Origin of the sequence: Gordonia sp. NPDC062954, from assembly GCF_044543825.1 — a bacterium.
GTDB lineage: Bacteria > Actinomycetota > Actinomycetes > Mycobacteriales > Mycobacteriaceae > Gordonia > Gordonia tangerina.
The window spans coordinates 103,319-122,571 of sequence record NZ_JBITWL010000003.1; the positions used below are offsets into that span (position 1 = coordinate 103,319).

20 protein-coding genes and 1 pseudogene are annotated in these 19,253 nt (G+C 67.1%); 14 read left to right on the top strand and 7 right to left on the bottom strand.

Going from position 1 to position 19,253, the window contains the following annotated elements:
- Positions 1-14 precede the first annotated feature (14 nt).
- From ACIGKQ_RS04595 to ACIGKQ_RS04615, 5 genes and pseudogenes are all read left to right on the top strand, one after another.
- A pseudogene (locus ACIGKQ_RS04595) lies at positions 15-239 on the top strand (alpha/beta hydrolase-fold protein); the annotation flags it as partial.
- A gap of 13 nt (positions 240-252) precedes the next feature.
- Positions 253-1,197 carry a glucosyl-3-phosphoglycerate synthase gene (locus tag ACIGKQ_RS04600; protein ID WP_396572516.1) on the top strand — a complete coding sequence of 315 codons (945 nt, stop codon included), beginning with the start codon at positions 253-255 and terminating at the stop codon, positions 1,195-1,197.
- Between the two features lie 150 nt (positions 1,198-1,347).
- Positions 1,348-2,088 (top strand): UMP kinase, encoded by a 741-nt coding sequence (gene pyrH / locus ACIGKQ_RS04605; protein WP_235722268.1) that lies wholly within the window; start codon positions 1,348-1,350, stop codon positions 2,086-2,088.
- 54 nt (positions 2,089-2,142) lie between these two features.
- Complete coding sequence (gene frr, locus ACIGKQ_RS04610; protein WP_235722267.1) at positions 2,143-2,700, top strand: ribosome recycling factor; 558 nt, start codon at positions 2,143-2,145, stop codon at positions 2,698-2,700.
- Between the two features lie 35 nt (positions 2,701-2,735).
- Positions 2,736-3,608 carry a phosphatidate cytidylyltransferase gene (locus ACIGKQ_RS04615; protein ID WP_396572639.1) on the top strand — a complete coding sequence of 291 codons (873 nt, stop codon included), beginning with the start codon at positions 2,736-2,738 and terminating at the stop codon, positions 3,606-3,608.
- Between the two features lie 12 nt (positions 3,609-3,620).
- Here the strand turns inward: ACIGKQ_RS04615 and ACIGKQ_RS04620 are convergent, their stop codons facing one another.
- On the bottom strand, positions 3,621-4,007 hold the full coding sequence (locus ACIGKQ_RS04620) for a lipopolysaccharide assembly LapA domain-containing protein (protein ID WP_235722265.1): 387 nt from the start codon (positions 4,005-4,007) through the stop codon (positions 3,621-3,623).
- A gap of 30 nt (positions 4,008-4,037) precedes the next feature.
- On the opposite strand from ACIGKQ_RS04620, the gene rlmN reads away from it, so the two are divergent.
- Positions 4,038-5,144 (top strand): 23S rRNA (adenine(2503)-C(2))-methyltransferase RlmN, encoded by a 1,107-nt coding sequence (gene rlmN, locus ACIGKQ_RS04625; RefSeq protein WP_396572518.1) that lies wholly within the window; start codon positions 4,038-4,040, stop codon positions 5,142-5,144.
- Positions 5,145-5,150: 6 nt separating this feature from the next.
- On the opposite strand, the gene ACIGKQ_RS04630 is transcribed toward rlmN, so the two are convergent.
- The gene (locus ACIGKQ_RS04630) at positions 5,151-5,414 is read right to left on the bottom strand and encodes a DUF2631 domain-containing protein (protein ID WP_235722263.1); all 264 of its coding nucleotides are present in this window, start codon (positions 5,412-5,414) and stop codon (positions 5,151-5,153) included.
- A 150-nt stretch (positions 5,415-5,564) separates the two neighbouring features.
- Here ACIGKQ_RS04630 and puuE point away from each other — a divergent pair, with 150 nt between their 5' ends.
- The 6 genes from puuE (at position 5,565) to ACIGKQ_RS04660 (ending at position 13,053) form a co-directional block, all read left to right on the top strand.
- A complete protein-coding gene (puuE, locus tag ACIGKQ_RS04635; RefSeq protein ID WP_235722262.1) occupies positions 5,565-6,521 on the top strand; it encodes an allantoinase PuuE in 957 nt (318 codons plus the stop codon).
- A gap of 64 nt (positions 6,522-6,585) precedes the next feature.
- Positions 6,586-7,761 carry a 1-deoxy-D-xylulose-5-phosphate reductoisomerase gene (dxr, locus tag ACIGKQ_RS04640; protein WP_396572521.1) on the top strand — a complete coding sequence of 392 codons (1,176 nt, stop codon included), beginning with the start codon at positions 6,586-6,588 and terminating at the stop codon, positions 7,759-7,761.
- Positions 7,758-8,987 (top strand): M50 family metallopeptidase, encoded by a 1,230-nt coding sequence (locus ACIGKQ_RS04645; protein ID WP_396572523.1) that lies wholly within the window; start codon positions 7,758-7,760, stop codon positions 8,985-8,987. The genes dxr and ACIGKQ_RS04645 overlap by 4 nt, the downstream gene beginning before the upstream one ends.
- Before the next feature lie 63 nt (positions 8,988-9,050).
- Complete coding sequence (ispG, locus tag ACIGKQ_RS04650) at positions 9,051-10,235, top strand: flavodoxin-dependent (E)-4-hydroxy-3-methylbut-2-enyl-diphosphate synthase (RefSeq protein WP_235722259.1); 1,185 nt, start codon at positions 9,051-9,053, stop codon at positions 10,233-10,235.
- Positions 10,236-10,304: 69 nt separating this feature from the next.
- Positions 10,305-11,141, top strand: coding sequence for a DUF4081 domain-containing protein (locus tag ACIGKQ_RS04655; protein WP_328714957.1), 837 nt, complete (start codon positions 10,305-10,307; stop codon positions 11,139-11,141).
- A 76-nt stretch (positions 11,142-11,217) separates the two neighbouring features.
- Positions 11,218-13,053 carry a penicillin-binding transpeptidase domain-containing protein gene (locus ACIGKQ_RS04660; protein ID WP_396572526.1) on the top strand — a complete coding sequence of 612 codons (1,836 nt, stop codon included), beginning with the start codon at positions 11,218-11,220 and terminating at the stop codon, positions 13,051-13,053.
- Between the two features lie 21 nt (positions 13,054-13,074).
- Here ACIGKQ_RS04660 and ACIGKQ_RS04665 read toward each other — a convergent pair whose 3' ends face one another.
- Genes ACIGKQ_RS04665 through ACIGKQ_RS04675 form a run of 3 tightly spaced genes read right to left on the bottom strand, consistent with a single transcriptional unit; the run spans position 13,075 to position 15,964 of the window.
- Entirely contained in the window at positions 13,075-13,854 is a 780-nt protein-coding gene (locus ACIGKQ_RS04665; protein WP_396572527.1) for a heme ABC transporter ATP-binding protein, read from the bottom strand.
- Positions 13,851-14,939, bottom strand: coding sequence for a FecCD family ABC transporter permease (locus ACIGKQ_RS04670; protein ID WP_396572529.1), 1,089 nt, complete (start codon positions 14,937-14,939; stop codon positions 13,851-13,853). The genes ACIGKQ_RS04665 and ACIGKQ_RS04670 overlap by 4 nt, the downstream gene beginning before the upstream one ends.
- Positions 14,936-15,964 (bottom strand): ABC transporter substrate-binding protein, encoded by a 1,029-nt coding sequence (locus tag ACIGKQ_RS04675; RefSeq protein ID WP_235722386.1) that lies wholly within the window; start codon positions 15,962-15,964, stop codon positions 14,936-14,938. The genes ACIGKQ_RS04670 and ACIGKQ_RS04675 overlap by 4 nt, the downstream gene beginning before the upstream one ends.
- Positions 15,965-16,110: 146 nt before the next feature.
- Between ACIGKQ_RS04675 and map the strand changes: the two genes are divergently transcribed.
- Both map and ACIGKQ_RS04685 read left to right on the top strand, forming a co-directional pair.
- Entirely contained in the window at positions 16,111-16,974 is an 864-nt protein-coding gene (gene map / locus ACIGKQ_RS04680) for a type I methionyl aminopeptidase (protein ID WP_235722254.1), read from the top strand.
- A gap of 93 nt (positions 16,975-17,067) precedes the next feature.
- The gene (locus ACIGKQ_RS04685; RefSeq protein ID WP_235722253.1) at positions 17,068-17,892 is read left to right on the top strand and encodes an alpha/beta fold hydrolase; all 825 of its coding nucleotides are present in this window, start codon (positions 17,068-17,070) and stop codon (positions 17,890-17,892) included.
- A gap of 30 nt (positions 17,893-17,922) precedes the next feature.
- Here ACIGKQ_RS04685 and ACIGKQ_RS04690 read toward each other — a convergent pair whose 3' ends face one another.
- Both ACIGKQ_RS04690 and ACIGKQ_RS04695 read right to left on the bottom strand, forming a co-directional pair.
- Positions 17,923-18,636: an FAD-binding oxidoreductase gene (locus tag ACIGKQ_RS04690; RefSeq protein ID WP_235722252.1), complete on the bottom strand. Its 714-nt coding sequence runs from the start codon at positions 18,634-18,636 to the stop codon at positions 17,923-17,925.
- Between the two features lie 16 nt (positions 18,637-18,652).
- A complete protein-coding gene (locus ACIGKQ_RS04695; RefSeq protein WP_235722251.1) occupies positions 18,653-19,249 on the bottom strand; it encodes a molybdopterin-dependent oxidoreductase in 597 nt (198 codons plus the stop codon).
- Positions 19,250-19,253 lie beyond the last annotated feature (4 nt).

Below are 19,253 nucleotides of genomic sequence, written 5' to 3' on the forward strand. Positions count from 1 at the left end.
GACCGAAGAAGAACTATGACACCCTCGACGGACCGGGCATCGACGGAGACGGAATGAAGCTTTTCGATCAGCTCGCGGTGGGCGCCGTGATCGAGACGGCGACCGTGCAGTGCACTCGCAACCTCCAGCAACGCATGCGTGCCCTCGGCGTGCCGGCCACCTTCCACCTCTATGCCGGTGGCACGCATTCCTGGCCGTACTGGCAGGACGAACTCCACCGGGCCTGGCCGCAATTCGAGAGGCGTTGGCGGGATGACGATCGCGGGGATGCAGGATTCGGCCACCTGGTTGGAGACCAACACCTGGGATCGCCTGCCTTGGAGCGTCGACGAGCTCATCGACCGCAAGGACGGCCGGACGGTGTCGGTGGTGCTGCCCGCGCTCGACGAGGAGGCCACGGTCGCGTCGGTGGTCGCGAGCATCACGCCTCTGCTCGGCGGACTCGTCGACGAGATCGTGGTCGTCGACTCGGGGTCGTCGGACACCACCATGGCGCGCGCGGCGGCCGCCGGTGCACGTGTCGAAACCCGGCAGTCGGCTCTCCCGGATGTCCCGGTGCTCGACGGGAAGGGTGAGGTCTTGTGGCGGTCGTTGGCCACCACCTGTGGCGACCTGGTGGTGTTTGTCGACAGCGACCTCGTCTCGCCGGACCCCGGGTACGTCCCTCGTCTGGTCGCGCCGCTGCTGATGGTGCCCGAACTGCATCTCGTCAAGGGCTACTACCGTCGGCCGCTGCTGAGCGCGGCAGGTGTCGATCCCGCCGGAGGCGGTCGGGTCACCGAGCTCGTGGTACGGCCGTTGCTCGCCGCGCTGCGGCCCGAGCTTGGCGCGCTGATCCAGCCGCTGGCCGGGGAGTACGCCGGCACACGTGAACTGTTGACCTCGATCCCGTTTGCAGCCGGGTACGGGGTGGAGATCGGCATCATCCTCGACACGGTGGAGCAATTCGGCATAGACGCCATCGGTCAGATCGACCTCGGCACCCGCATCCATCGCAACCGCCCCCTGCACGAACTCGGGCCGATGGCTCGACAGATCGTCGCGACGCTGCTCGCTCGCGTCGGTGTCGAGGATTCGGGAAGTGCCCTGACCCAGTTCGTGATGGCCGACGGCAGTCATACCATCCGTCGGTCGTATCCGGTCCTCGACGACCGGCCACCCATGCGGACCGTCCTGGCCGCCGTCGGCAGTCGCTGACGCCGCGCCGCCTCCACCCCGCAGCCCGCCACCGAACAGCAGGTCGGGGTCCTTCGGTGCCCTTGTGAACGGTTTGTGACGCCGCATGTCATCGAACACCTCACGCCGGGACGTACGATATTCACCGAATCGACCAGTGGAGGAAGTTGGATGAGCGAAACCCCGGCCCCGCACGAGTCCGAGCGTCACGGCTTCACCCGGGTGCTCCTCAAGCTCGGCGGTGAGATGTTCGGAGGTGGCGGAGTCGGACTCGACCCCGATGTCGTCGGTACTGTCGCCGACCAGATCGCCGAAGTCGTCGGATCGGGTGTGCAGGTCGCGGTCGTGATCGGCGGCGGAAACTTCTTCCGCGGTGCCGAACTGCAGCAACGTGGCCTCGACCGCGCCCGCTCGGACTACATGGGCATGCTCGGCACAGTGATGAACTGTCTCGCGCTGCAGGATTTCCTGGAGAAGCGGGGCGTCTCCACGCGTGTGCAGACCGCGATCACGATGGGGCAGGTGGCCGAACCGTATCTGCCGCTTCGGGCGCAGCGACACCTCGAGAAGGGGCGGGTGGTGATCTTCGGTGCCGGCATGGGGATGCCGTACTTCTCCACCGACACCACCGCCGCGCAGCGTGCCCTGGAGATCAAGGCCGAGGTGGTGCTGATGGCCAAGGGGGTCGACGGGGTCTTCGACGCCGACCCGCGCACGGTGCCCGACGCGAAACTGTTCACCGAGATCACCCACCGCGAGGTGCTGGACAAAGAGCTCAAGGTCGCCGACGCGACCGCGTTCAGTCTCTGTATGGACAACAAAATGCCGATCCTGGTGTTCAATTTGCTCGAGCAGGGCAACATCGCCCGGGCCGTCGCGGGCGAACGGATCGGCACCCTGGTCGCCACCTGATCGACCCGACACTCATCCCACACGCACACCGCACCGAGTAGATATAGGACGACGATGATCGACGATGCGCTCCTGGACGCCGAAGAGAAAATGGAGAAGGCGGTCAGTGTCGCCAAAGACGACATGGGCTCCATCCGTACCGGTCGCGCCAACCCGGCGATGTTCAACAAGGTCCACATCGAGTACTACGGCGCTCTCACGCCGATCACCCAGGTGGCAGGCATCAACACCCCCGAGGCGCGCCTGGTGGTGATCAAGCCCTATGAGGCCTCGACCCTGCGGGACATCGAAACCGCCATCCGCAACTCCGATCTCGGTGTGAACCCGACCAATGACGGCAACGTCATCCGGGTGGCGATCCCGCAGCTCACCGAGGATCGTCGCAAGGAGCTGGTGAAGCAGGCCAAGAGCAAGGGCGAAGACGCCAAGGTCGCGATCCGCAACGTGCGCCGCAAGGCCGTCGACGAGCTCAAACGCATCCAGAAGGATGGCGAGGCCGGCGAGGACGAGGTGAACCGCGCGGAGAAGGAACTCGACAAGACGACCGCCGGTTACGTCACCCAGGTCGACGAACTCGTGAAGCACAAAGAGAACGAATTGCTCGAGGTGTGAGCACCGACCGCCCCCACGCATCGTCACCGCAGCCGATGGCCACCGAATCGACCGAGAGCCCGGAGACCCCGGACGCGCCGAAGACCACGAAGTCGCGCGCCGGACGCAATCTCCCGGCTGCGCTCGCGGTCGGATTCTCGCTCGGTATCTCGATCATCCTGATCCTGATCTTCGCGCCGAAGATCTGGTACGGGGTGGTGGCGGTCGCATTCGCGGTCGCCACATGGGAGGTCTTCAAGCGACTGCGCGACGGTGGCTATCAGATTGCGTTCTGGCCACTGGTCATCGGCGGGCAGGTCATCATCTGGTCCGGGTGGCCCTGGGGTCCCACCGGTGTCCTGACCGCCTTCGTCGCGACCGTGCTGGTGCTGATGGTCTGGATGCTGCTGGCGCAAGGAATTCACCACGCGCCGGAGAATTATCTGCGCAACCTCGCCGCCAGCGTGTTCATCCTCGCCTGGCTGCCGCTGCTGGCATCCTTCGGTGCGCAGTTGGTGGTCCAGGACCATGGCGCCGCGCGGGTGGCGACCCTGATGGTGGTGGTGGTCTGCTCCGACGTCGGTGGCTACGGCTTCGGTGTGCTGTTCGGCAAACATCCGATGGCGCCGGCGATCAGCCCGAAGAAGAGCTGGGAAGGCCTGGTCGGGTCGTTCCTGGTCGGCACGGGCGGAGCGGTGTGTTGCGGGGTGTTCCTGCTCGACGCCCACTGGTGGGTCGGCATGATCCTGGGGCCGGTATTGGTGGTCTGCGCCACCCTGGGTGACCTGGTCGAATCTCAGGTCAAGCGCGACCTGGGAATCAAGGACATGGGTACGCTGTTGCCCGGCCACGGCGGCATCATGGATCGTCTCGATTCGCTGCTGCCGTCGGCCTTCATCGTCTGGGCGGTGTTGACGGCGTTGCTGTGAGCAGCGCCGTCGTCAGCGTTTGGCCTTTTTCAACGCCCGGCTGAGCTGCAGCATGCGGAGCCCGCCCGCGAACGCCACGATCAACGCACCGGCGATGGCGGCGATCAGCAGACTCACCCCGAGCGGCAGGTTGACCTCCCAGAAGATCAGCATGATCGTCTGGCTCTCCAGGTTCTGCAGGATGAAGATGAGCAGCAGGATGGTGATCACAGCGCCGATCACCAGACCGTAGAACGTCGCCCGAGTCCGGGTGTGCTCCACCTTCTTGATCTTGGTGCGCAGCTCATCGCGCTCGGCCAACAGCGCCTGATGCTCGCCGTCGGGCTCCGGCGTGGTGGGATGCTCGATCGGCTCGCCCGCGCCGACGGGCCGGTGCGGCTGCGGATCCGGTGTCGTCATACAGCCATCATGACATGCGACAATAACGGTATGACGTCATTGCCGCTCGTGTTCGACGCGCCCAAGCGCGGGCGTCCGCCCACCCACTTCGCCGACCTGGACACCGCAGGCCGGGTGACCGCGCTCTCCGCACTCGGTCTACCGAAGTTCCGCGCAAATCAGTTGGCCCGGCAGTACTTCGGCCGACTCAACGGTGATGTGGCCGAAATGACCGATCTGCCGTCGGCGGCCCGCGATGCCGTCGGGCAAAACCTCTTCCCGCCGCTGCTGTCGCCGGTGCGCCACATCGCCTGCGACGACGGCGACACCCGCAAGACGTTATGGCGACTGCACGACGGCACTTTGCTCGAGAGCGTGCTGATGCGCTACTCCGATCGCAACACACTGTGCATCTCGAGTCAGGCCGGTTGCGGCATGGCATGCCCGTTCTGCGCGACCGGACAGGGCGGTCTGGACCGCAATCTGTCGACCGCCGAGATCGTCGACCAGGTGCGTGCGGCAGCGCGCGCATTGCGCGACGGGGAGTTCGGGGAACCGGGCCGGCTGTCGAACGTCGTCTTCATGGGTATGGGGGAGCCGCTGGCAAACTACAAGCGCGTGGTCAGTGCGGTGCGGCAGATCACCTCGCCGGTGCCCGACGGACTCGGGATCTCCGCGCGATCGGTCACCGTCTCCACGGTCGGACTGGCCCCGTCGATCCGACGCCTGGCCGACGAGGGGTTGGCGGTGACGCTCGCGGTGTCTCTGCACACACCCGACGACGAACTGCGCGACACGCTGGTGCCGGTCAACAACCGATGGTCGGTGGCCGAGGTGCTGGACGCGGCCCGCTACTACGCCGACACCACCGGCCGTCGTGTCTCGATCGAGTACGCCCTGATCCGCGACGTCAACGATCAGCCGTGGCGAGCGGATATGCTGGGGGAGAAGTTGCGTCGGGCACTGGGATCGCTGGTCCACGTGAATCTGATCCCGTTGAATCCCACACCGGGGTCCGAATGGGATGCGAGCCCGAAGCCGGTGGAGCGCGAATTCGTCAGGCGGGTACGGGAACAGGGTGTGTCGTGCACCGTCCGGGACACCCGCGGCCAGGAGATCGCCGCGGCCTGCGGCCAGTTGGCCGCCGAAGAACGCTGACCGGCGTCAGTTCTTCCAACGACCGCGGCTGGTCCAGATCGGCTTGAGTAGGAAGAACGCGAGAACGGCGGCGAATGCGGCGAGGTAGATGTCCTCGACGTGGCCCGTGTGGTTACCGATGAACATCGCCAGCAGGGCGAACACGCAGAACCATCCGGCGATCATGAACGTCTTGCGGGCTTGTCCGTGCCACCCGAAGCGGGCCGACGGCGCATCCGCGGGCTCGCGAACCCAGCCGGTGTCGATCTGCTCAACCTCGGTGCTTGCCACGGTGGCTCCTCACTGTGCGTGCCGGTCGCTGCGTGCCGGCGGTCAGAAGTCTGACGACCGGTAGTAGTACGCGACAAGCATAACGGTAGGGCGCCGGTGGCGGCGCGGCGCCACCACGCGCAGACCCCGTCGGGGTGAAACAATGCCGCCATGTCCGACACCCCGCACCGAAAGCTGGCCGACTACCGCGGCGAGAACTACCCCCGCGACATGATCGGTTACGGTGCCGCACCGCCGGATCCGCAGTGGCCGGGCGGCGCGAAGATCGCGGTGCAGTTCGTCCTCAACTACGAGGAGGGCTCGGAGAACAACGTCCTCGAGAACGATCGGGCCAGCGAGACATTCCTCTCGGAGATGATCGGTGCGCAGGCATTCCCGAACCGGCACATGAGCATGGAGTCGCTCTACGAGTACGGATCGCGGGCCGGCGTGTGGCGCATCCTGCGCACCTTCGGACGGCGTCAGTTGCCGCTGACGATCTTCGCGGTCGCCCAGGCGATGGCCCGTAACCCCGACGCCGCCGCCGCATTCGTCGAACGCGGCGACGAGATCGCCTGTCACGGGTACCGATGGCTCAGTTATCAGCTCGTCGACACCCACATCGAACGCGAGCACATGCAGGCGGGTATCGAGCTGTTGACCGAGATCACCGGCCAACGACCGCTGGGCTGGTACACCGGCCGCGATTCGCCCAACACCCGCCAGCTCGTCGTCGAGCAAGGCGGATTCGTCTACGACTCCGACAGCTATGCCGACGATCTGCCCTACTGGGTGAAGGTGCGTCGCGGCGAGCGGCTCGTCGACCACCTGGTGGTGCCCTACACCTTGGACACCAACGACATGCGATTCGCCTCACCGGGCGGTTTCCCGTCGGGCGAGCAGTTCTTCACCCACCTGCGAGATGCCTTCGACGTCCTTTACCGCGAAGGCGTCGAGGGCGCACCCAAGATGCTGTCGGTCGGTTTGCACTGTCGTCTCGTCGGTCGTCCGGCTCGCCTCGCCGCCCTCGAACGTTTCCTCGATCACATCCAGTCACACGAAGGCGTCTGGATCCCCCGGCGCATCGACATCGCCGAGCACTGGCGGTCGGTGCATCCACCGAGCTGACCCCGGCGGCGGACCCACTCCGCGGGATTTGGGGCACAGTCGATCGAAGCGGGACAATGGCCCGGTGACGACGCGCGTACTCATCCTCGGCTCGACCGGCTCTATCGGCGTCCAAGCCCTCGAGGTGATCGCCGAGCATCCCGAGCGATTCCAGGTCGTGGGACTCGGCGCCGGAGGCGGCAACCTCGATCTCCTGCGTGAGCAGGCCCGCGCATTCGGGGTCTCTGCGGATCGGTTGGCCGTCGCGGACCCGGCTGCCGCGCGGAGCCTGTCCGACGACCTCGGCTCGACGGTGTTGGGTGGCGCCGAGGCGATGTGCGACCTCATCGCCTCGGTGGACTCCGACGTGGTGCTCAACGCCGTGGTGGGCTCGATCGGGCTTCGACCCAGCCTGGCTGCGCTGCGGACCGGGGCCCGCCTCGCGTTGGCCAACAAGGAGTCGCTGGTCGCCGGCGGATCGCTAGTCCTCGATGCGGCGGCACCCGGGCAGATCGTCCCCGTCGACTCCGAGCACTCGGCCATCGCCCAGTGCCTGCGTGGCGGCACCGCCGCGGAGGTCGACCGCCTCGTGCTCACCGCTTCGGGTGGTCCTTTTTTCGGCTGGACACGGGAAGCCCTCCTCGACGTGACCCCGGAGCAGGCCGGTCACCATCCCACCTGGTCGATGGGTCCGATGATCACCCTCAATTCTGCGACCCTGGTCAACAAGGCACTCGAGGTCATCGAGGCGCACCTGCTGTTCGGCGTCGACTACGACCGCATCGACGTCACCGTGCACCGACAGTCGATCGTGCATTCGATGGTGACCTTCGTCGACGGAGCGACCATCGCCAAGGCGTCCCCGCCGTCGATGAAACTGCCGATAGCGCTGGCGCTGGGTTGGCCGGACAGGGTGCCCGGCTCGTCGACGGCGTGCGATTTCTCCACCGCATCCGCCTGGACCTTCGAACCCGTCGACACCACAGTGTTCAGGGCTATCGATCTGGCCCGCGAGGCCGGACGCGGCGGCGGTTCGCTGACCGCGGTGTACAACGCCGCGAACGAAGCGGCCGCCGCGGGTTTCTTCGCCGGCGCCATCCGGTTTCCGCGCATCGTCGAGATCATCGGTGAGGTGCTTGGCGAGGCCGATCAGTGGCGTGCGCAGCCAGGTACTGTGGAGGACGTCTTGGCCGCAGACCAGTGGGCACGCGCACAGGCATCGCGTCTGGTCACGGCATATTCGGATGGAGTGAATCAGTGAGTTTCGCCCTCGGCGTGGTGCTGTTCGCCGCGGCGCTGCTGTTGTCGGTGGCCTGGCATGAGTGCGGTCACATGTGGGCGGCACAGGCGACCGGCATGAAGGTGCGCCGCTACTTCGTCGGCTTCGGTCCCACGGTGTGGTCCACGCGCAAGGGCGAGACGGAATACGGGATCAAGGCACTGCCGCTGGGCGGTTTCTGCGACATCGCCGGTATGACCCCGTATGACGAGATCGCCGACGAAGATCGGCCGCGCGCCATGTACCTGCAGAAGCCGTGGAAGCGGCTGGTCGTGCTGTTCGCGGGGCCCGCGCAGAACTTCATCCTCGGCTTCGCGCTCGTGGTGGTCGTCGGAGCCATCTGGGGGCTGCCGAACATCAGCCAGGATCCCGTGCCGGCCACCGTCTCGCAGGTCACCTGCGTACCAGACCAGACCACCTACTCAGCCGACGCCGAGCCAGTGTCGACGCCCTGTTCGGGGACGGGGCCGGCGGGGGCTGCGGGTATGCAGGCCGGCGACACCATCGTGGCCGTCAACGGCCGATCTGTCTCCGACTACTCCGAGGTGTCGACGCTGATCACCGAGGCGACAGGACCCGTCGCGCTCACGGTCGACCGGGCCGGCCAATCGGTCGACATGACCCTCGATCCGCAACCGTCGACCGTGGTGATCAACCAGTCCGACGGCACCACGACCACCGAGCAGACCCGCAAAGTCGGCATCACCTTCTCGCCGCCGCCCGCGCTCACCCACTACGACGGTCTCGCTGTCATCCCCGGTGCGTTCGTGTTCACCGGCGACCTGTTCGTGGCCACCTGGGACGCCCTGTTGTCGCTGCCGTCGAAGGTCAGCGCACTGTGGACCGCGGTGACCGGCGGTGAGCGCGCGGCCGACACCCCGGTGAGCGTCTACGGTGCATCGGTGATGGGCGGGCAGGCCGCCGAACGCGGTGCCTGGAGCATGTTCCTGATGCTGCTGATCAGCATCAACTTCTTCCTCGGCCTGTTCAACCTGGTGCCGCTGCTGCCGCTCGACGGCGGGCACATGGCCATCGTCGGCTACGAGAAGGGGCGAAACACCGTGCGCCGCTGGTTCGGGCGGGCGGCCGCCGGACCGGTCGACTACCTGAAATTGATGCCGATCACCTACGCGGTCGTCGTCGTCATGGGTGGATTCATGGTGTTGACACTGACCGCCGACATCATCAACCCCATCAAGATCTTCTGACCACACCCGTATGACCCACGACCACAGCCCCATCAAGATCTCCTTACAGACGAGGTGAACGAGATGAACGCCCCCACATCGTCCGACCCGATTCAAGTCGGGCTCGGCATGCCCGCCCCACCGCCGCCGGTGCTGGCCCCGCGCCGCACGACGCGCCAGATCCAGGTCGGTTCGGTCGGCGTCGGCAGCGACCACCCGATCTCGGTGCAGTCGATGACCACCACCAAGACCCACGACATCAACGCGACCCTGCAACAGATCGCCGAACTCACCGCCTCCGGCTGTGACATCGTGCGCGTCGCGTGCCCACGCCCCGAGGACGCCGAAGCGCTGCCGATCATCGCCAAGAAATCGAAGATCCCGGTGATCGCCGATATCCACTTCCAGCCGAAGTACATCTTCGCGGCGATCGACGCCGGTTGCGCGGCCGTGCGCGTCAATCCCGGCAACATCAAGGAATTCGACGGCCGCGTCAAAGAGGTCGCGCAGGCCGCTGGCGCCGCCGGCATCCCCATCCGCATCGGGGTCAACGCCGGCTCGCTGGACAAACGCATCATGCAGAAGTACGGCAAGGCGACTCCCGAGGCACTCGTCGAGTCCGCGCTCTGGGAAGCCGGGCTCTTCGAGGAGCACGGTTTCGGCGACATCAAGATCTCGGTCAAGCACAATGACCCGGTGATCATGGTGGAGGCCTACCGACAGCTCGCCGCGCAGTGCGACTATCCGCTGCATCTCGGAGTGACCGAGGCCGGACCCGCATTCCAGGGCACCATCAAGTCGTCGGTGGCCTTCGGGGCGCTGCTCGCCGAGGGGATCGGCGACACCATCCGGGTCTCGTTGTCGGCGCCGCCCGCCGAGGAGATCAAGGTGGGCGACGCGATCCTGCAGTCGCTCAACCTTCGTCCGCGCAAGCTCGAGATCGTGTCGTGTCCGTCGTGCGGGCGCGCCCAGGTCGACGTGTACAAGCTCGCCGACGAGGTGACCGCCGGCCTCGAGGGTATGGAGGTGCCGCTGCGGGTGGCCGTCATGGGTTGCGTCGTGAACGGGCCGGGCGAGGCCCGTGAGGCCGATCTCGGTGTCGCGTCGGGCAACGGCAAGGGACAGATCTTCGTGAAGGGTGAGGTCATCAAGACCGTGCCGGAGGCGCAGATCGTGGAGACGTTGATCGAAGAAGCGCTGCGGATCGCGGGTGAGTCAGGCGACACTGGTGACAGGGAAGCGGGTTCACCGGTCGTCACGGTCAGCTGATCACGACGTCGATGACCGTCGGCCGCGTCGCGGTCTGCATCCCGCCCGAGAACGGCAGAGGGAGCGGTGGTGCTGAAGCTACTGGGTGATCGCCCGCTGGGCGCACGCGATGCGCCGGTGGTGGAGCATGTGCTGTCGTCGGATCCGGTGGCGATGTGCATGGTTGCGGCCCGGTTCGAGTCGCACGGCATCAACCCGCGTCTGTTGGGCGGAGAATTGTGGACCGTCGACGATCCGACCAGCTCATTGTGCTTTTCCGGGGCCAACCTCATCCCTCTGGTCGGGTCCACCGACTCGATGGAGGCGTTCGCCGACCGCGCGGCCGCCGCGCCGCGCGTGTGTTCGTCGATCGTCGGACGGGCCGAGATGGTGCAGGCCTTCTGGGATCGGATCGGCGCATGCTGGGGTCCGGCGCGGGAGGTGCGCGACTCGCAACCGCTGATGGCGTTGACGGACGCGCCCGCCGTGGCGCCCGATCCGCTGGTTCGCCTGGTCACCCTCGACGATCTCGACGCCTACCTACCGGCTGCGATCGACATGTTCATCGGCGAGGTGGGGGTGGACCCGTGCGCCGGCGACGGAGGCCGGTCCTATCGCCGCCGCCTGGCCTCGCTGATCACCGCGCAACGGGTGTTCGCCCGATTCGATCGCGGTGAGGTCGTGTTCAAGGCCGAGATCGGTTCGCTGTCCCGTCGGGTCGGCCAGATCCAGGGCGTCTGGGTGGCGCCGCACCGGCGCGGCGAGGGGCTCGGCGCGGCCGGTACCGCCGCCGTCGCCGCCGCGGTGATGGCCTTCGGTCGTACCCCGAGCCTGTACGTCAACAGCTTCAACCTTCCCGCGCGCGAGGTGTACCGGCAGATCGGTTTCCGCGAAGTCGGGACCTTCGCGACCATCCTCGTCGACTGAATCCGCCGACGGCAGTCGGCGAATCCACCGCGTGGCGCACCGGATTTCGACTCGTCCGCCCATATGATCGACACCGATGTTGCGGATGAGACGACGAGTAGTCAGTGTGGCGTGTGTGTCGCTGAGTGCTGCGCTGACGCTCGGGGTGGCCGGTTGCGCCACCGCCGACGACGGTCCGCGGCAGGCGGTCGAGCGTTTCCTCGCTGCATACGGCGCCCGCGACATCGCCGCAGCCGCCGCCCTCACCGACAACCCGCAGGCCGCACGCGACGACCTCGACGCCGCGTGGGACGGTCTGGCCGCGGAGAAACTCACCGCGAGCACCGGCAAAGCGCGAGTGACCGGCGACATCGCCGACATCGACGTCACCTACCACTGGGATCTGCCGAGCGACCGCGAGTGGAGTTATCCCGCCCGGGTCAAACTCGCCCGCAGCGATGCTGGGTGGTCGGTGCGCTGGACCTCCACCGACATCCACCCGGACCTCGGTGCCAACCAACGGCTTTCGTTGCGACTGTTGCAGGCCCCGCGGGCGACCGTCAACGGGTCCGATGGGTCGGAGGTGATGGTCAACGGCACGGTCATCGGGATCAACTTCGACGCCGCCGAGGCGGCGGCGCACGGGTCGGTCGCCGATTCGGTGACCAGCCTGGTGTCGGCACTGCGACCCTATGCGCCGTCGCTGTCGGCGCAGAAGATCGCCGAGGAGTCCACGGCCAGTGGCGAGCCGTACCCGATCACCCGGCTGTCGGAACGCGATTTCGATCGCCTGCGCGATCAACTCGCCATCCCCGGCGTCGTTCACAACGAACAGGCCGAACTGGTCGCGAAGAACCCGGATTTCGCCCCGGCACTGCTCACCGAGGTGAAGAAGGTCGTCGACAGTGAGGTCGAAGGTCGGGTCGGATGGCGTGTCGTCACCGTCAACCCCAACGGCCTCGACGCCGACGTCCTCGCCGATCACGCCCCGGAACCCGCGCCGGCGATCTCGCTCAGCCTGTCGCGGCGCGTGCAGAACGCCGCGCAGCGGGCGGTGGACGCCACCAACCGCTTCCAGGTCGCCATGGTGGTTCTCCAGCCGTCCACCGGCCGGGTTCTGGCCGTCGCGCAGAACAAGGCGGCCGACCGGGACGGGCCGATCGCCACCACCGGTCTGTACCCGCCCGGATCGACCTTCAAGATGGTCACCGCGGCCTCGGCCATCAGCCGCGATCTCGCACATCCCGGTTCGATGGTGCCGTGTCCGGGTGAGATCGAGATCGGTCCGCGCCGAATCCCGAACTACAACGGCTTCTCGCTGGGCACCGTCTCGATGCTGAAAGCCTTCGCCAGTTCCTGCAACACCACTTTCGCCTTCCTGGCCAGCAAGATGGGCCCATCAGATCTCGCGCACACCGCGGCGGCGATGGGAATCGGCCAGCACTACGACATCGCCGGTCTCGACGTGGTGTCCGGGTCGGTGCCGATCGCTCCGGAACTGGTCGCGCGTACCGAGGATGGCTTCGGTCAGGGCAAGGTGCTGGTCAGTCCGTTCGGGTTGGCCACGGTCGCAGCGACCGTGGCCAACAACGGCACCGCGCCGGTCCCACAGCTCATCCTGGGCAAACAGACCACGGTGGAAGGTCCGCAACCGACGCTCGACCCGAAAGTGGTCGAAGAACTACGCCCGATGATGCGCGCTGTGGTCACCCAGGGCACGGCGACGGTCATCGACGGCGAGGGCGAAGTGCTCGGCAAGACCGGTGAGGCCGAGTTCGCCGGCGGTTCGCATGCCTGGTTCGCCGGCTACCGCGGAGATCTGGCGTTCGCCACCCTCGTGGTGCGCGGTGGCGACTCCAACAACGCCGTGGGCGTGACGCGCGACTTCTTCGCCGGACTGCCACCGGGATACGCGGTCGGCGCGCGGTCCTGACCGGCCAAGCGGGCAGGCCGGTCAGGTCCGGCGCGGCACGATGATCGGCTGTCCCGACTCGGGATGATCCCAGATCTCCACCGGATGGTCGTAGGTGTCCGACAGCAACTGCGCGGTCATCACCTCGCGGGTCGGTCCATCGGCCAACAGATGGCCGTCCTTCATCAAGGCGACGCGATCGGCGTAGGCGGCCGCCAGCGAGAGGTCGTGCACCACCAGCAGGACGGCGCAGCCGTCGTCGCGGGCGGCCCGCAGGATGTCGAGGACGGTCTCCTGGTGGTGGATGTCGAGCGCGGCGGTCGGTTCGTCGAGCAGCATCACCGGTGTCTGCTGGGCCAGCGCCCGCGCGATCGACACCCGTGCCTGCTGGCCGCCGGACAACTGCGCGAACGGGCGATAGGTGATGTCGTGCAGATCGCACGCGCGGATCGCGTCGTCGATGATCTCAGGTGACCGGCGTGCGGCGTCGGTACGCAGCCAGGGGAAGCGACCCATTTCGATGACCTCGATCACCGAGAAGGGGGTGTCGGTGCGATTGTGCTGGGTAACGAACGACCGCATGCGGGCAAGTTCCCGAGCAGAGACCTTCGCGATCGGCCGGTCGTCGATGTGGACGGTGCCGCGGTCGGGGGTGCGTAGACCGGCCAGCACCGACAACAATGTCGACTTGCCGCAGCCGTTGGGCCCGACGAGCGCGTGCAGCGAGCCGGGTTCGACTCGTAGTGAGACGTCGCGCACCACATCGCGATCCCCCAGGGTGACGGTGATGTGCTCGGCTACGACACCGCCCGACCCGGTCACCAGCCCGCCCCCGCCCGTCGGCTACGCCGCAGCAGCAGGAAGAACACCGGTCCACCGATGAGTGAGGTGAACATCCCCAACGGGAGGTCGGCGTCGCCGAGCATTGTGCGGGCCGCCAGGTCGGCGGCCGTGATCACCAGCGCGCCCCCGACCACGCTGGCAGGTAGCAGGATCGCATGGCGTGGACCCACGATGAGCCGCAGCACGTGCGGCACCACCAAGCCGACGAACATGATGATCCCGGAGAAGGCGACCGCAGCGCCGGTCAGGATGGAGACGAGCACGATCACCTGACGGCGGACGACCTCGACGTTGACCCCCAACGACGCGGCCTGGATCTCGCCGAGGGCCAGCAGGTCGAGCTTGTGCACCAGGACCAGTGACGCAGCAAGCGCCGCGATGATCAGCGGAGCGGCCACCCACACCTCATCCCAGGTGGTGCCGGCCAGCGAACCCAGTTGCCAGAACACGATCTGTTCGCGTGCGGCCGTGGACGCCACGAAGGTCAGATAGGCGATGATGCCGAGGGTGAAGGCGTTCACCGCGATCCCGGTGAGCACCAACATGATCGCAGACGTGGAGCCGTCGCGCAGGGACAGTACGTACACCGACGCGGCGGTGAACAGGGCGAACACGAAGGCCGCACCCGCCAACGCCCAGTCGTTGGTGGCCCCGCCGCCGAGCACGATCATCAGACATGCGCCGACGGCCGCGCCCGACGACACCCCGATGATGCCCGGTTCGGCGAGCGGGTTGGCCAGCACACCCTGCAGCAGGCAGCCGCCGGCACCGAGCGCGGCGCCCACCAACAGGCCCAACACGATCCGCGGGAACCGGACGTTCCATAGTGCGGCCTCACCGTTGGGGTGCGACGGCAGGGGACCGATCTCGAGGTGGAAATGGTGGGCGAGGCTGCCGAGCACCTCGATCGGTGGGACACCCACCCGGCCCATACCGGCCGAGAGCACGACGAGTGCCGCGGTCGACACGAGCAGGACCGCGAGGACGACGATGTTTCGGGTGCGATGGCGGTTGCGGTGGTCGGCCGCGACCGGCGTCACCCGTTCGGACGTGGGGGCACTCATGCGTAGATCGCCTCAGCCAGGGCGCCGAGTACCTTGCCGGCGTCGGGGCCGAACGCCAGGATCTCGGTTTCGTCCATCTGTACGATGCGCCGGTTGCGCCCCGCATCTGTCTCGGCGATACCGGGCAACTCCAGAACTCCATCGAGCCCACCGACGGTGTCGGCGCCCTGCGTCATCACCAGCAACACGTTCGGGTCCGCCTCGATCATCGCCTCGGCGCTGATCGCGGTGAATGCCCCGCTGAGGTCGGCCTCGCGGCCGGCATCGCGCCCGCCGAGGTTCTCGATCAGGTCGTCGGCACCGGATCCCGGTCCCGCCAGCAGGATCAGATTGCGGCCTCGGATGTAGACGAAGGCCATCACCGGGTCCCCGGACGGGGACGGGACGAGATCACGTGCCGCTGCGACCTCGCGGTCGGTGCGGGCCACCAGCTGTTCACCCTGCACGGGCACACCGAGCGCGTCGGCGACCGAACGCATCAGGGAGTCGTTGGCGTCGAGGCTTCGGGTACCGGGGAACACGACGACCGGGATGCCGGAGTCGCGGATCTGATCGACGGCCGCCGCGGGGACGGTGTTCTCGTCGACGAGTACGACGGTGGGCGACAGCGCCAGGACCGCCTCGGCGTTGAGGCTGTGCCCGCGGTTGGTGACCACCGGTAGGTCCACCGCGCTCGGAAACGCCGTCGACGTGTCGCGCCCGACCACGTTCGGACCCAAACCGAGCGAGAACACGATGTTGCCGAGAGTGCCGTTGATGTCGACGGCGATGATCCGGTCGACATCGGTGACCGTGACCGGCCCGTGCCCCGTGGAGTCGACGGTGACCGGCAGCGTCGGGGTCGGATCGGTCGCGATCGGCGTCACGTCGGTGGCGGGTAGCTCCGCGGTCTGCGGCCCGTCGGCCAAGTGCGCGGTGGGCGCCACCGACGCGGCCGGCTGCTCGATGGGTTCCACGAAACATGCGGACAGGGTTCCGATGATGAGCACGACGAGCACCGCGAGCGCCGGACGCACCGTACCGATCCTGCTCACCCGCTCACCTGCGCCACGATTCCTCCCACCGCCCGACCTGGTCGGCGCTTCATCTGCCCTTAGTCTCACCTTAGTTCGCCTCGCACCCGCGACCCACGCCGCCTCCGGCGTGAAACCGGACTCGATAAGCTGGCACCATGACCGTTCGCGCCGCCCTGCGTCCCGGCACCCTCTCGCCGACGCGTCCCGTCCCCGATTCCATCGAACGGCCGGAGTACGCGTGGCGGGACACCGTCAATGAAGGACACGAACCGTGGGTGCAGACCCCGGAGACCATCGAGAAGATGCGGGTGGCCGGCCGGATCGCAGCCAACGCGCTCGCCGAGGCGGGCAGGGCGGTGGCGCCCGGGGTCACCACCGATGAACTCGATCGGATCGCGCACGAGTACATGGTCGATCACGGCGCGTATCCGTCGACCCTGGGCTACAAAGGGTTTCCCAAGTCGTGCTGCACCTCGCTGAACGAGGTCATCTGTCACGGCATCCCGGACTCGACCGTGATCGCCGATGGGGACATCGTCAACATCGACGTCACCGCCTACATCGACGGGGTGCACGGCGACACCAACGCCACCTTTCTGGCCGGTGACGTGTCCGCCGAGGCCGCCGATCTGGTCGACCGGACCCGGATCGCCACCGAACGGGCCATCAAGGCGGTGAAACCGGGACGCGAACTGAACGTCATCGGGCGTGTGATCGAGGCCTATGCCAACCGCTTCGGGTACACCGTGGTCCGCGACTTCACCGGCCACGGCATCGGTGAGACATTTCACAATGGTCTGGTGATCCTGCACTACGACCAGCCCAACGTCGACACGGTCATCGAGCCGGGCATGGTGTTCACCATCGAACCGATGATCAACCTCGGTGGGCTCGGCTATGAGATCTGGGACGATGGCTGGACCGTCGTGACCACCGACAAGAGGTGGACGGCCCAGTTCGAACACACCCTGGTGGTGACCGAGGACGGCGCAGAGATCCTCACGCTGCCCGAGCACTGAGCCGCGCGTCGTCGGCCCTCGGGTGTCGGCTCAGCGGTGGACGGTGTGTGCGGCGGCCGACCACGCCCACGAGTCGTCGCCTATCCTGAGCGCGTGGACACGCAACACCGCGCCGTTCAGGTCGGCGAGCACACTTTCGACACCCGGATCAGTGGCCCCGAAGACGGAAAATGGGTGCTGCTGCTGCACGGATTCCCGGTCAACAGTTCCTGCTACGACACCGTCGTTCCCCGCCTGCACGAGAGTGGTCTGCGCACAATCGTTTTCGATCAGCGCGGGTACAGTCCCGGCGCTCGCCCGGACGGGGTGGACGCCTACCGACTGGAACTGCTCGTCGGTGACGCGATCGGCCTGCTCGACGCGCTCGGTGTCCAGTACTCGATGCTGGTCGGCCACGACTGGGGCGGCATCGTCGCCTGGCACCTGGCGGCCAAGCACCCGGACCGATTCACCGGCCTGGTGGCTGCGAGCACCGGACACCCGTCTGCGATGCGCGACGCCCTGGAGTCCTCGGACCAGCGTGAACGTTCGCGCTACATCAAGGATTTCATCGCAGACGACGCCGAGGGCAAGCTGCTCGCCGACGACGGGGCCGCACTGCGCGCCGCCGGGGTGACTGCCGAGGAACTCGCTCCGCTCACCGAACCGGGCGCTCTGACCGGACCGCTGAATTGGTACCGCGCCAATTTCACCGGCGACATCGCGGCCACTCTGGCGTGCCCGCCGGTCGAGATCCCTACGACCATGGTCTGGGGTGACGCCGACGATGCGCTCGGCCGTGAACAGGCGCAACTCAGCGGACGCTACGCGTACTCCGACTTCCGTTTCTGCGAGCTGCCCGGGGTTGACCACTGGGTTCCGCAGCACGCCGCTGCCGCACTGGCCTCGGAGATCGCGCTGCGCTCCACGGTGTTCTGATCGGACCGGGGCCCCGCGACCGGGGTCGGGCTAGCCGAACCGTTCGGTCCGAATCCGCTCGCGCGCATGGCCGGCGTCGATCATCGCGGCGGCACAATGCTCCACGAAAGCGGTGGGACCGCAGATGAACACGGTCGGTGCCTCCTCCGGCCCGATGGTGAGTTCGGCGATCTCGGCGGCCCCGAGTCGACCGGTCGGACGGGGGTCCGTTTCGGGGCCACGTCGGGTGTAGACCAGATGGACCGGCAACCGTCGATGCTGGGTGAGCTGGCGGAGGTCATCGGCGAAAAGCATGCGATCCGGTGAGCGCAGAGAGTACACGAGATTGAAAACCGATGTGGGGGAAGCGATTTCGCGGTGTCGGAGCATCGACATTAGGGGGCCGAGCCCCGAACCGCCGGCGATCAGCTGCACCGGATCCGATCGGCTGCCGTCCCAGGTGAACCACCCGCCATGCGGCCTGGTCACCTCGAGCGGTTCACCCACCTCCACGACGTCGACGAGATACGGTGACACCTCGCCGTCGTCTGCCCGTTCGACGGTGACCTCGATAGTGCGTGACTCGCGGGCATCCGACACCGAGTACGTGCGTGCGGTCGAATAGCCGTCCTCGGCGGTGAGGCGGATGTCGAGATGCTGGCCGGGCACCGCGCGGAACGGTTCGGACAGGGCGAGCCGGAGTGATCGTGCGCTGTCGCTGTGCCGCGTCTGCGAGACGACGGTGCTCACCTGCCAGTCGTTCATGACCAGGTCCGCGCGGTCATGAGTAGCGCTGTTCGGTCCAGGGGTCGCCGTGCATGTGATAGCCGTTGCTCTCCCAGAATCCAGGGGTGTCGCTCGACATGAACCGTAGGCGGCACACCCATTTCGCGCTCTTCCAGAAGTACAGGTGCGGCACGAGCAATCGGGCCGGACCGCCGTGTTCGGCGGCCAGTGGTTCACCGTCGTAGGAGTCGGCGATCCAGCCGCGACCATCGACCAGATCGGCCAGAGCGACGTTGGTGGTGTAGCCGCCATGGCAATGCGCCATCACGAAGTCGCCGGCGTCCCACGGCAGTTCGGCCAGGATCGTGTCGAAGGACACGCCCCGCCAGCGGGTTTCGAACTTCGACCAGCGGGTCACACAATGGATGTCGGTGACGATGTCCTCGTGCGGCAGCTCCTGGAACTCGGCCCAGTTCCACTTGTGGATTCGATGTCGCGTGGACTGAACGGCCAGCGACCACGTGTCGAGGGACACCGTCGGCGTCGGTTCGGCCGACAGCACCGGAAAGTCGAACGTCCGGTATTGCCCGGGTGGCAGCCGGTCGGCATCTCGATCACGTCTGCCGACAAAGCCGCGGTTGACGATCGCCATGGCG